The following is a 13,084-nucleotide window of genomic DNA, read 5'->3' as shown; positions in this document are numbered from 1 at the left end:
GTCTCCTTATTTTACAGCTAAAGTTTCTTTTTGTAAGGCTTGAAAACGCTTTCTTAGATCTTTCACTAGCTTTCGCCTGAATACCAATTCTTGTTTGAGTGACTCTTCACCAGAGTTAGCACACTTTTCAGCTTCATCTAGATAAGCATTTGCAAGATTTGCCCAATACTCATTTAGTCCTTTTTGTTCTGAAGGCTCACTTAGCAGAATTATCTGTCGGATTAAATTATCGGCAGCTGCCTCAGACGGCTTAGGCGTATCTTTACTAGAATCAGCAGAAGCAGACCTGTTCTTACTGTCGTTTCTCTGTCCACATAAAATAGCGAACCATTCGCCTATAAGAAAACCAATCCAATCTATAGCTTTAATGGTGAGTACAGACCCAAAAGCAAGATTTCTTTCACGATTTTTACTAGAGTTAGTGTCAGTATCAGAATGGAAAAGCCAACTGACTAAAATGTTTAACTTAAGGCTACAAGCTGAATTACTGTCCTCACTGTCCTGGGAAATGTCCTGGGAAAGACTTGTAAATAATGGATAGGGAGAAGGCCATTTGCCATAGTCATTAGGTTCTAGAACAAATAATGTTTGTTCGCAATAAGTAGCCAAGAGAAATAGCGCTACTTGATTAGATGAGGAATAATCTTCGGAGGAAATTCCTTTTTCAGGTAGCCAATCCTTAAGAATTTCTAGAAGATCGTAAATATAACTAGACGTTTTTTCTTCTTGCCATAAAAGCGTTTCTAATACAGCATAGACATTATCTATATTTTCTCGTTTCTTATTATCATCTAATTGGTCACTTTTGTCTAGGACTTGTTTCAACCAATCTAGTAACTGTTGTGATAACTCAATTCTGTTAAATAGCCAAGAGGAGCAGAGATGCCTAAAAATCAAGTGGAGAACAATGCCAAAAGCATAGCGCCGTTCCGCCAATAATAGACGATCAAAGAATGTGGTTATCATCTGTTCTGACTTAGATGGATCTAACCAAGTCTGCATCTGATAAATTAATTTTGACAACCGTTTAAAAAGACGTTCATCATTGATATTTTTAACTGCTTCTCTGACTCTCAGAAGCCATTCTGCTTCATAAGCATCAGGATAGTCAACAGCAGCTTCAGCCAACAAGTTTATAGCTCTATCTGCCACATTTTCAGAATTGTCAAACAGTAGCTGTGGGACTTTCTTTAATCTTTCGGCTACATATAAAGGCTGCTCTTCTCGAAAGTAAGTTTTTAGTTCACTCCTCAAATACGGCAAAGAAAAGTCAATGACTAGAGAAGATTTTTCTTGACGACGAACTTTGATATAACACTTCTCCAGATATTGATCTGGTTGAGAAAAACTTTTCTCCCAAATATCAACTAAGCTTTGCTCTTCCGAAGTCTCAATTATCCGAGTTTTATCTTCCTCAATAACTTTTTTTTGATTAGTCCTTTCGGTGGTTAGTCCACTCAAAAATGAGGAAACAACAGATTGAAATTCATTAGGACTGAGATCGGGAAAGAAAGTAGCAACATATAGTATAGTATGGATAATGCTATCATCACTTTTAAATAAGAAATTAGCTGAAATAGATTGTGTCCTTTCAGAATCTTCTTTTACCTTCCGCTTTTTCTGCTCCCGATCTTCTAGCTCTTTTTTAATTTTTTGAAATTGCTTTTCAAGATTCTGGCGTAGTTCTCTACAGATTTTGCGCTCTTTTTCATATCTTTGTTGGACCCTTTTGAGGGTGAATTTTTCTCGACCCAATGCTGACATCAACTCATTTACAGTATATTCTATGCTGTCTGTTAAATTGTTGTCTTCTTCATTTTTGGTGTCAATCTCTTTTTTAACTATGTCTAGCCTAATTTGTAGCCATTCTGTAGAAATATAATCAAACTCGTTTTCTTCCGAAGATCCCCCATCGCCTATGTTTCTGTTTTTAGCATCTTCTGGCTTCATATCCCCTATAGGAGATTGTATCTGATTGGCTGTTCCAGCACCTATCATCAAGATTTTTCGCTGTTTCTTATCTATCTTGAGCCGATTAGGAGGAGATTTCGGGATTGTAGGTTCTTCCTTATCTTCCTTTGTTTGAGAGTCAGAAAAACTTTTCGAGTTACTGGAATTTTCGGTAGCCTGACTATTAGGTGTATTTGATTGGCTTGTTGTTGTCTCAGCATGAGGGACTGCTTCTGAAGTATTGGGTTCAGAATTACTCTTAGCTGGTTGGGATGTCTGAGATTCAGATGTTGGATTTTGATTGGGTTCTTCTGGCATTGACTATCACCTTTTGTCTAAAATAACTAGTCAGTTATGGCTAAAATAACAAGAAAAACTAAATCTAAGGAATTAATCAAGACCAGCTAGTTTCGCTTGAAGTTGTTTCAGTTTATCTTCAACTGGTTGTCGCTCTTCTTCTAGCAGTCTAATCTGAACTTTAAGCCTTCTTCTGGTTAAATTTGTTTCTGCCGTTTCTAGATTGGCCACGACGCTATCTATATCTTCTGTCAAACCATTATATTCCTTCTGATATATTTCAATGTCTTTCAGAATACGCTTTTTCTCATCCTGTTTGAAATTTGGTAGAGGTACAGTGTTCGATCCTCTTCGAGATGGGTTGAAAACTTCAGCATTCGGAATCAACTGCTCGATCGCCCGGATTAACCGCTCCATATCCCCCTTAAAATCAGGGTCAGAACGAACACTAATTCCGTTGCGATGGGCTAAATCCCTAATCGCTAGGGGCAAATCTGCTGCTTGCGGCATCGTTGCTCCCCTAACCAGCAGGGGAATGACAGGGATACCACGCTCAAGAGCGGACTCTATCTCTAGTCTGACATAATCTCTGGGACTGTCAAGGCGGCGGCTGCCGTCGCTTTCCGTGACAGTCAACCAGTCTCGACCTATTACAGCCAATAGTACCTGACAATTGCCAACTGCTGTGTCAATAACCTGTCGGAAATCTGTTCCCAGTGGGATTGCATCGACATCCTTAAAAATTGCTTCCCGGCCAAACCTGTCCGCCAGTCGGTCATAAATCCGTCCGACAATGTCGTCGCTATCAGCCCTGCGATACGAGATAAAGACTGTCATTTTTAGGTTCCCATTTTGTGATTTTACTGTTATAAGCTAAACGGCTTTTACTTCGGATCACCGATATAGACTCCAAAAGGGTTATAGCTATTGGATCATGCAGGTTAAGCGCCGTTTAGCTTATCACAGCCTTTTTATTTTTTTATTTTTAGGTTCTTCGGTTTGTGTTATGCAATGGACGGGGGTTATAAGGGATGGAACCCTTATTTATATAGAAAGACATTTGGCAATTTTTGTCAATTGTTTTCGATCTAGAACGAACTAATCAATTAAGTCTCTTGCCAGATAAGGATTTAGTCGATTTATGCCCCCCTATCAAACCATACCAAGTAACGAAGAACCATTTCTTGGGTAATTATTGCCTAACCTACCCGCTCAATAGTCTTAACTTTTAATCCGATGAGGGGGGATTTTCTGCGCTTGGCGATCGAGTTTCTAGGGGAGTATCTTCTCCGATAGTTTTTTCTGGGGGCAAATCTTCCTCTGGGGGGGAATTTTCTTCCCTTTGTGATCGAGTTTCTGGGGGAGTATCTTCTCCGATAGTTTCTTCTGGGGGCAAATCTTCCTCGGTAACTTCAATAATCACCGTTTCGCTAACAGCAATAGTTTCGACTTCAACATTGGCGACAGGTTCAGTCGGGGGAATTTCTGGGGGATTTTCGGAAGGGTTGATCTCTTCCGTTGCCAAATCAAAATCATCGAAATCATCGAAATCATCGAAAGTTTCATCATCATCAATAATTTCTGCGGCTTTTTCCCCAATTTCTGTCACTGATTCTGTAATAGTTTCCCCGATAGCCGCCGCTTTTTCTATAACGGGGTCCACCGTTTCTTGAGCTTTTTCCTCAATTTCTGTCACTGATTCTGTAATAGTTTCCCCGATAGCCGCCGCTTTTTCTATAACGGGGTCCACCGTTTCTTTAACCGTTTCTTTAACTTTTGCCGCTACTTTCTCAGCTTTAGCTTTAGTTTTAGGGGATTGAGAGGGAGTAACTTTCCCCAGACGATTGCCTAACCAACCGACAATAGTAAATAATTTAACCGGTTTGTCGGGATAAAAAAGTGCTTGTCTGAGTTTGAGAGTTTGCCAAGCGAAAGCAATAAATAAAATGGCTGCGGCAGCTTGTCCCAGGAGGATAGCGCCTGTAATCCTTCCCGCGCACAACCAGAGGACAAGGGCATAGAATAATCCTACCGCACTCCAGAGAAAATCATCTTGACGGTGGCGATCGGGGGCGATAAAAGCGGTGGTGAGGAGGTAGAGACTACTCAATCCCACAACGACCGCTAGGATATAGGGCAACATTTGCGATTCTCCTTTGACATTTCCTTTTTTATTGTGCGTTATTTGGGGTCGATCGAGTCTATTTTTTGATTAATTTTCAAAATTATCGAGTCAGATCTTCTTTACCTCTGTTTATGAATAGCCATCGTTAACATTAGGAAATTCTGGGTTTATCCTCTGCTGCTTGTGCTGATCAGATTAAACAAGCTTTCGGATCAAATGATTAAGTTTTGGTCTTTAACAAGCAAAGAGGAATTAGGAACCCTTGATCAACCCACAGACAAACTGCTATCTTTAGTAATTAGTGCCGATGAGAAATATTTGATTATTGTTAGGGCTGACAAAACTATAAAAATCTGGCAGAATAAAGCGTTTCTCCCCTAGATGAGCTGCGTTTTTGCGACTGAAATCCTTACTTCGGCAAAGTTTTATTTATACTTCACCTTGACGAGAAACGCTGGCAGTAGGATAAAATAGTAAAATTAAGACAATTGTTCCGAGGATTCTGCCTAATTTATTTAATCCTAACTAACGTTTTTTAATTAAACTCAATCCCGCAGCAATTAAGCCTAAACCCAATAATCCCCAAGTGCTACTAGGTTCGGGAATTCCTAAGGCTTTCAGTGCCAATTGACCGATTAATTGATGACTGCGGGTGGTGGGATGAATATTATCCCAAAAAAGGTATTCATTCGGATTAGGACAAACTTGGATAGGTTGCACGGGAATTCCGTCTTGAATGGTACTTAAACAAGCTTGATCAACATTAGTAAATTCGTACTCAATGGGACGATTGCGAGCATCGGCAAACAGGGAAAAAATGTCAAGGGAAGTAATTTCAATACTGGGGATATTTTGCGATAAACTACTCAAAGTGAAGGCCAGTAAGCCGTTATGAGATTGGGTGATTAGACTAAGATTGCTGGAGTTAGGAGTTGATAAGGTGGCGGGTAATTGCCCTAAATCCGGTAAATTGGGAATGAGAAAATTTCTAGCACCAGCATTGTAAAGATCAATAATATAATCGCCGATATTGTCAACGGAATCACTCACATTGATTGGCTGATTACCAAGATAATCATTCGCACCACCAAAGACAATATACAAAGCATCAGAGTCCACGGCTGGATTTGTCAACAAGAAACCGCCTACTTGTTGTTCAATGCCGGGCAAGCCGGGATCTACTGTGTTAGCATTGCCGGTAGTGGCACCAGCGATAGCAAAATTTGTCTGTAGAGTGGGGGTGAGTCCTAGGGATGTTTGCAGATATTCTACCCAAACTATACCATTAGAAAATCTTTGGTCGTAGGGAGGCTGGGGGGCAATTCCTCCAGAGGCAATAAAAAATCGCCCAGCATCGGAGAGACTATCCCCAAAAACAAATGCCTGGCTAAAGGCATTCGCTGCGGTGGGGACGCAAAAGGAAAGAATGACAAAACCTGTAACAGACAGAGATTTTTTCAGATGGTTATTGAACATAAAATAGATGGGATTCTACCCTAGATCAATTAGCGTGTTCTGCACAAATTAACATATTTTGGCTCAAAAAGCTTTTTTTGTAAGATATTTTTAACAAATCCGCTCAAGGGTTTTTAAAGTTAAGAATTTAACTTTTGCTATGATTGACTTAAACCCGACAGCTAGTTGATAGCAGAACAGTAGCTGGGGGTCTAGAGATGAGGCCAAATCCCGTCACACTTCCTCTTGATGAGCAACGTTGTCTTAAATTATCAAAATCGAAACTTATGCCGACAATATTTTATTGGGGAGAAGATGAATTTGCTATTAACCAAGCGGTGAAAAATCTGCAAGCAAAACTTCTTGATCCCAATTGGATACAGTTTAATTATGATAAAATCAACGGCGATCGCAATGAGGCAATTATCGAGGCCCTCAATCAAGCGATGACTCCAGTTTTCGGCATGGGAAATCGTTTAGTTTGGTTAGCTGATACGGTTATTTGTCAACAATGTTCCGAGGATATTTTCCAGGAATTACAGCGCACTTTGCCCAATTTACCCGAAAATTCCTATCTGTTATTAACCAGTGCCAAAAAACCCGACTCCCGCTTAAAATCGAGCAAGTTTATCCAAAATCAGGCGGAAGTTAAAGAATTTGAACTAATTCCGCCTTGGAAAGTCGAGGAAATTGCCCAAAGAGTTAGGGAAATTGCCAAAGAAGTGGGAGTAAAATTAACTCCCGATGCGATCGAACTCTTAGCGGAAGCGGTGGGAAATAATAGCCGCTTGCTGTGGATGGAGTTAGAAAAACTGCGTTTATTTAAAAATAATTCGGCGGGAACTATTGACAAAAAGGACATTTTAAGCTTAGTCAACGCCAGCAATCAAAGCAGCTTACAGTTAGCCAGTGCTATTTTAAAACGGGAGACAGGCAAGGCCCTCGAATTAGTCAATGAATTATTAAATCGTAACGAGAACCCCTTGGCTATCACCGCCACCCTAGGGGGTCAATTTCGCACTTGGGCAATAGTGAAATTAAAAATTGAAGAAGGAGAAAAAGACGACAAAAATATCGCCGCCGCCGCCGAAATTGCCAATCCCAAGCGACTGTATTTCATTCGCAAAGAGATACAATCCTTTTCTTCTAAGCAACTTCTGGCCACCTTGCCCATACTTCTCGAATTAGAATATCGTCTCAAGCGGGGTGCAGAACCTTTGGCAACCTTGCAAACCAAAATTATCGAACTTTGTTGTTTGTTGGTGACTTAATACTCTTCCTTACCTTTCAGAAATCCTCTAGAATAAGATTCTATGGACTTCAGACTTCTAAATAACCACAATGACCGATGATGCCATCCCTAGTCTAAATTTAGCCATCGCTAGTTTAGCCACGAGTAATAATTTCGCCCGTTGGGTGACGAAAGCACCCCTACCGGGGGGATATGTGCATCATGACTGTGAATGGACCGAGAGTCTAACCACGGAATGGATGGCATGGCAGGAAATGTTCTGTCTGCAAAAAATGCCGACCTTGCCGATGTTAGAGCAATTAGAAGCAAATTCTCGACCTAAACTGACTCTTTCGGGAGAAGGCGGCAGTTATGGCGGTCAATTAATGCAGAAACTAGGTATTAGTCTCTGGCAATGGTTATTTCAAGCATCAATTAGTCAAAGTTTCGCCCAAAGTCAGGGAATCGCCCTCGGCAAAAATCAGCCCCTGCGAATTCGCTTGGAATGTCGCAATCCCTATTTAATTCTGCTGCCCTGGGAAATTATGCAGCAAGCAGGTAAACAGGCTATATCTCTGCATCCGAATATACTCTTTAGCCGCACCACCAGCGATGTGGAACCACTACCACCGATAAAATCGAGTAATAGTCTCAATATTCTCTTAGTTATCGGCGAAAAACAGATTAAAACCGCCGCTAGTTCCCGCAATCTCACCGCCATTAATACGGGTGGAGAAACTAATTCCGATCAGGCACTGGAATCCGAGGCCGCCAATCTCATCCGGGCCATCTCCCCTGGGGGCAGTAGTTCCCCCCCTCAGATTTCCTATTTGGGAGTGAAAGTCAAAGTCGATACCCTAATTCGACCCGAGGCCGAAGAACTGACCAGGGCCTTGGATACGGGTAAATATCAAGCTTTTTTCTACGCCGGTCACGGAATGGCCGCCCCCAATGGCGGTTCCCTATTTCTGCGGCCAGGGGAACAGCTAAACGGGACGGAGTTAGCCCAAGCTTTGGTGAGAAATCAAGTTATTTTAACGGTTTTTAATGCCTGTTGGGGTGCTTATCCCGCTAAATCAGGTCAGGAGATGATCCCCCGCAGCAGTCTGGCGGAAGTCTTGATTCACCACGGCGTTCCCGCAGTTTTGGCCATGCGAGATGCGATCGCAGATCGCGAGGCCTTGAGTTTTATCGAAGTTTTTACCCGCACCCTCTTCGGGTTCAAAGACAAAGAAGCGCAGATGTCCACGTTGTTTCCCGGTCCGAGAGTCCCTATTGATCAGGCCGTTCGTATCGCCAGGCAGCAATTATTAACCCTCTACAAGTACAATCAACCCGCTTGGACTTTGCCGATTCTCTATATGCACCCAGAATTCGACGGGCAATTGCTGCAAACCCTTGATGAGACTCAATCACCGACGGTTATGCCCAATGTCTCCAGAACCATGCCCGCCGCTTTCTTATACTATCTCGATCGTCCCGAAAGAAAATGGTCAATCCGTGGTGGTGGCATGAATATAGGACGGGACATGGAAAATGATCTACAGATTACTGAAAAATGGGTTAGTAAAAACCATTGTCGGATCATTTGCCGTAAAAAACCCGATGATTCAGACTATCAATACTTTCTCGAAGATTTCTCCCGTTTTGGTACTTTTATCTACCAAGATGGCCACTGGAAGCAGGTACATAACCAAGAAGTTCCCCTAGAGTCCGGTTTACAGATTCGCTTCGGCAGTTACCAAGGCCAAATCCTCGCATTTGTGGTGGAATAATTAGGGTTGGCTGAAAAAGTTGGTCGTCGGGTGTGGGGAAGTGGGGTGTGGGGTGTGGGGAGATGGGAGAATAAATAAAATAGTCTCGGAGTCTCCTGTCTCGGAGTCTCCTCTCTCCTGCCTTCGTTAACTAACTTTTTGCTTCCTCTTTCAGGGAATAAATTGGTTTAAACCAACCTTTGCGCCAGAAGTAGAAAATCAAGCCTCCCGCTACGGCTAACATGACTAACCAGACCATGAAATAACTCCATTCTCCTTTTAATTCTGGCATATTCTCGAAGTTCATGCCATAGACACCAACGATAAAAGTTAAGGGAATAAAAATCGTCGAAATTACGGTTAAAAACTTCATAATTTCGTTTAATTTATTGCCCATAGTGGACATATAAACATCCATCAAACTCGCCGCTAATTCTCGATAAGCTTCGATAATTTCCAGAATTTGAATGACGTGGTCGTAGGAATCCCGAAAATAAATTTGTACCTCATCGCTGACTATACCATGATGGTCACGCATCAGTAAATGTAGGACATTTCGCATCGGCCAAATTAAGCGACGCAGTGCCAATAATTCCCGACGGACATCATAGATTTCCTGCATTGTATCTCGATCGGGATGACTAATAATCGCATCTTCCAACGCTTCAATCCGATCTTCGTAGTGTTCTACCACGGGAAAATAACCATCGATAATCGTATCTAATAATAAATAGGTTAAATAATCCGCCCCCGATTTCCGTACTCGTCCCTGGGAAGTGCGAATTCGATCTCTCACTATCTCAAAACAGTCCTGTAATTCCTCCTCTTGAAAACTTAAAAGATAGCGTTTTCCCAAGACAAAACTCACCTGTTCCGTATCAAAACCGCTTTCATCTTCTTTCAGTCGCACCATCTGAGAAATCACTAACAATTGATTGTTATAGTCCTCTAACTTCGGTCGCTGCGGCACATTAACCACATCTTCTAATAACAAAGGATGCAGATTAAAAATTTCTCCCACCTGTTTTAAAACCGTCTCACTACCTAACCCTTGAATATCCATCCAAGACACGGTATTTGTGCCAATATAGGGGGCGCAAGCATTGGGAGTAATATCCACCTTGCGAATGGCGTTATCTTCATCGTAGTCGATTAAAATAATCCGCGAGGGTTTGGCATCCGGTTCGATAATTAATGTCCCCGGTTCACTACCCGGTTCATCATAAAAATAATCGAAGTAGTCTTCTTCCTCGTCTCCATCGGTATCGGGACGATTGTTAACGAATATATCAGGTTGTAGTTGGGTCATAAGCTTACAACAATCTGGCTAATTTGGGCAATAAGAAAACAGAAAAGTTAAAAAATTTAATTTGCCTAAAGTTACTATCTATCGCCATGAGATTACAGTAAACTGAAAATTGTTTACTGATTTATTCCCTCCTGATGATTGTCAACGATGAGATTAATCGGGAGAATTAGCAATATTGACGGCCAAAATTTATGGAATCCGCCTCTTTTATTCCCCGTCTAGTTATCCCCGTCGGTGATCCCGCCGGAATCGGCCCTGAAGTGGTGTTAAAAGCGATCGCCGATTCCCCAATCTCGTCCGGTTGTCAGATTACTCTAATCGGCACAAGAACGCTTCTCGAAAAAGCCTATCACGATCCCCATCTTCTCGATCGCTTTTCTCTGATCGATTTGCCCTACAATCAAGAAAAAATCGTTTGCGGGCGTGGGGATGCCCACAGTGGTGAAATCAGCTTTCTTTACCTGCAAGAAGCCATAAAACGCACCCTCAAGGGCGAATTTGATGGTATTGTCACCGGTCCGATCGCTAAATCCTGTTGGCAGTTGGCTGGTTATGATTTCCCCGGTCAAACGGAGGTTTTGGCTACCATGGCGGGAATTAACCGTTATGGGATGCTATTCGTCGCTAAATCCCCTCACACCGGCTATAACTTACGCACTCTCCTCGCCACTACCCACATCCCCCTACGAGAAGTTCCCGATGCCCTTAACCCCGATCTGATGACCCGAAAACTAGATCTATTGATCGAGTCTTTAAAGCTAGATTTCGGCATCTATCGCCCAAAAATCGCCATATCCGGCCTTAATCCCCACAGTGGCGAAGCGGGAAAACTGGGAAGGGAGGAAAAAGACTGGTTACAGCCTTGGTTGCAGTCAATGGCGCAGAAATACCCGCAAACCCAATTAATCGGCCTTGTCCCCCCCGATACGCTTTGGGTGGAACCGGGGCGCGCTTGGTTTAGCGGTCAAGGGCAACCCGCCGACGCATATCTGGCATTATACCACGATCAGGGCTTAATTCCCGTGAAATTAATGGCTTTTGACTGTGCTGTTAATACTACCATCGGTTTGCCTTTTGTTCGCACCTCTCCAGACCACGGGACGGCTTTTGATATCGCCGGTCTTGGCATCGCTAGACCCCAGAGTATGCAAGCGGCGATCCAATTAGCGATCGAATTATGTCAGCAGCGGGACAGCCGGAGAACTAAACTAGAGATATAGCGCTCGATAGGAGACAATTGGGATATGGGTATCGCTTCAGTTAACCCTGCCACTGGAGAAATTCTCAAGACTTTTACCCCTCTAACCTCGGAGGAATTGGCGGCGAAATTGGCCCTAGCTGAGGCCACTTTTCAGCAGTATCGCCGGACCGCCATCAGTGAACGGGGACAGTGGTTACGGCAAGCGGCGGATATTTTGGAACGGGATCAGGTGGCATTGGCTAAAACCATGACTTTAGAAATGGGGAAACCGATCAAATCAGCGATCGCAGAAGTCCTCAAATGTGCCTTGGTTTGTCGTTTTTATGCCGATAATGCCGCCGGTTATCTGGAAGATGTGTTGATTGCCACCGATGCTAGTCGCAGTTTTGTCCGTTATCAACCGTTAGGGGTAATTTTAGCGGTTATGCCCTGGAATTTCCCTTTATGGCAAGTATTTCGCTTTGCTGCCCCCGCTTTAATGGCGGGAAATGTCGGCCTACTCAAACACGCTTCTAATGTCCCCCAATCAGCTTTAGCGGTGGAAAGAATTTTATTAGAAGCTGGTTTTCCCGAAGGTGCTTTTCAAACTCTTTTGATCGGGGCCGATCGCGTTAGTGATTTAATTAACGATGAACGGGTAAAAGCCGCCACTTTAACCGGTAGTGAACCGGCGGGGATGAGTTTAGCAGCCGCCGCGGGAAAACAGATCAAAAAAGTGGTTTTGGAGTTGGGAGGTAGTGATCCTTTTATCGTTTTAGATACTGCCGATATCGAGGCGGCAGCGGCTACGGCAGTGACGGCGCGATTGTTAAATAATGGTCAGACTTGTATCGCCGCTAAACGGTTTATTGTTATGGAAACTGTCGCCGCTCAATTTGAACAGTTATTAGTGGCCAAATTCCAAGCTTTAAGAGTGGGTGATCCCCTCGATGAAACTGTTGATATCGGTCCTTTGGCCACGGTATCGATCGTCTCGGAAATTGCCCATCAAGTCGAAAAAACCGTCGCTATGGGTGGTAAAGTCCTTGTGGGGGGTCAACGTTTAGAGGGAAAAGGTAACTTTTATCTACCAACGATTTTAACCGATATTCCTGTCGGTTCTCCGGGGGAAAAAGAGGAATTTTTTGGACCGGTGGCTTTACTATTTCGAGTCAAAAATATCGATGAAGCGATCGCTTTAGCTAATGATAGTCCCTTTGGTTTAGGTTCTAGTGCTTGGACGAATAACCCCGCAGAAATTGAGCGTTTAATTACCGAAATTGAGGCCGGTTGTGTGTTTATTAACGGTATGGTTAAATCCGATCCTCGCTTGCCCTTTGGGGGTATTAAACGTTCTGGTTTTGGACGGGAATTAAGTGTCGAAGGTATCCGCGAATTTGTCAACGTTAAAACTGTTTGGATTAAGTAAATCAGTAGGGTGGGTTAGCAACGCGTAACCCACCACCATAACCAAAATCACCCACCACAATTGTCGGTGCGTTACGCTATCGAAGAGCGCACCCTACGGATTAAAAATATGCCGCGTATTATTGATAATATTGAGTCCCATTTATTGCCAATTTTACAGAAAAGTTTATTAGCATCCCAACGCGCTGATTTTTGTGTGGGTTATTTTAATTGGCGCGGTCGGCAGTAACCTTTACACCTTTAGAGAACTCCATAAAAAAGATGATCCAATAGTCAAGTGGTTTGATAAGGGATTTCCACAAACCACTTTGGCAAATGGGGAAGTCGATTAATCTGTTTTTCCAACTCTGCCATT

Annotated in this window: 11 protein-coding genes; 6 read left to right on the top strand and 5 right to left on the bottom strand. The window is 42.9% G+C overall.

Going from position 1 to position 13,084, the window contains the following annotated elements; genetic code table 11:
• Nucleotides 1-6 precede the first annotated feature (6 nt).
• From H6G48_RS17005 to H6G48_RS16995, 3 genes are all read right to left on the bottom strand, one after another.
• Complete coding sequence (locus tag H6G48_RS17005; RefSeq protein WP_190722611.1) at nucleotides 7-2,268, bottom strand: hypothetical protein; 2,262 nt, start codon at nucleotides 2,266-2,268, stop codon at nucleotides 7-9.
• Between the two features lie 72 nt (nucleotides 2,269-2,340).
• On the bottom strand, nucleotides 2,341-3,084 hold the full coding sequence (locus tag H6G48_RS17000) for a toll/interleukin-1 receptor domain-containing protein (protein WP_190722610.1): 744 nt from the start codon (nucleotides 3,082-3,084) through the stop codon (nucleotides 2,341-2,343).
• Nucleotides 3,085-3,475: 391 nt separating this feature from the next.
• Complete coding sequence (locus H6G48_RS16995; RefSeq protein ID WP_190722609.1) at nucleotides 3,476-4,390, bottom strand: Ycf66 family protein; 915 nt, start codon at nucleotides 4,388-4,390, stop codon at nucleotides 3,476-3,478.
• A 198-nt stretch (nucleotides 4,391-4,588) separates the two neighbouring features.
• Here H6G48_RS16995 and H6G48_RS16990 point away from each other — a divergent pair, with 198 nt between their 5' ends.
• Entirely contained in the window at nucleotides 4,589-4,753 is a 165-nt protein-coding gene (locus H6G48_RS16990; protein ID WP_199328835.1) for a hypothetical protein, read from the top strand.
• A 144-nt stretch (nucleotides 4,754-4,897) separates the two neighbouring features.
• On the opposite strand, the gene H6G48_RS16985 is transcribed toward H6G48_RS16990, so the two are convergent.
• Complete coding sequence (locus tag H6G48_RS16985) at nucleotides 4,898-5,848, bottom strand: SGNH/GDSL hydrolase family protein (protein WP_190722644.1); 951 nt, start codon at nucleotides 5,846-5,848, stop codon at nucleotides 4,898-4,900.
• Nucleotides 5,849-6,114: 266 nt separating this feature from the next.
• Between H6G48_RS16985 and holA the strand changes: the two genes are divergently transcribed.
• Nucleotides 6,115-7,098 (top strand): DNA polymerase III subunit delta, encoded by a 984-nt coding sequence (holA, locus tag H6G48_RS16980; protein WP_190722607.1) that lies wholly within the window; start codon nucleotides 6,115-6,117, stop codon nucleotides 7,096-7,098.
• Between the two features lie 70 nt (nucleotides 7,099-7,168).
• The gene (locus H6G48_RS16975; RefSeq protein WP_190722606.1) at nucleotides 7,169-8,833 is read left to right on the top strand and encodes a CHAT domain-containing protein; all 1,665 of its coding nucleotides are present in this window, start codon (nucleotides 7,169-7,171) and stop codon (nucleotides 8,831-8,833) included.
• A 130-nt stretch (nucleotides 8,834-8,963) separates the two neighbouring features.
• Here H6G48_RS16975 and corA read toward each other — a convergent pair whose 3' ends face one another.
• The gene (corA, locus tag H6G48_RS16970) at nucleotides 8,964-10,121 is read right to left on the bottom strand and encodes a magnesium/cobalt transporter CorA (protein WP_079208025.1); all 1,158 of its coding nucleotides are present in this window, start codon (nucleotides 10,119-10,121) and stop codon (nucleotides 8,964-8,966) included.
• A gap of 191 nt (nucleotides 10,122-10,312) precedes the next feature.
• On the opposite strand from corA, the gene pdxA reads away from it, so the two are divergent.
• From pdxA to H6G48_RS25840, 3 genes are all read left to right on the top strand, one after another.
• A complete protein-coding gene (gene pdxA, locus H6G48_RS16965; RefSeq protein WP_190722605.1) occupies nucleotides 10,313-11,341 on the top strand; it encodes a 4-hydroxythreonine-4-phosphate dehydrogenase PdxA in 1,029 nt (342 codons plus the stop codon).
• A gap of 24 nt (nucleotides 11,342-11,365) precedes the next feature.
• Complete coding sequence (locus H6G48_RS16960) at nucleotides 11,366-12,730, top strand: NAD-dependent succinate-semialdehyde dehydrogenase (protein WP_079208020.1); 1,365 nt, start codon at nucleotides 11,366-11,368, stop codon at nucleotides 12,728-12,730.
• Nucleotides 12,731-12,796: 66 nt separating this feature from the next.
• Complete coding sequence (locus H6G48_RS25840) at nucleotides 12,797-12,958, top strand: phospholipase D-like domain-containing protein (protein WP_206755676.1); 162 nt, start codon at nucleotides 12,797-12,799, stop codon at nucleotides 12,956-12,958.
• Nucleotides 12,959-13,084 lie beyond the last annotated feature (126 nt).

Source organism: Microcystis flos-aquae FACHB-1344 (genome assembly GCF_014698375.1).
GTDB classification, from domain to species: Bacteria; Cyanobacteriota; Cyanobacteriia; order Cyanobacteriales; family Microcystaceae; genus Microcystis; species Microcystis aeruginosa.
Note: the sequence above shows the minus strand (reverse complement) of the source record. Positions and strands in the feature narration are given on the sequence as shown.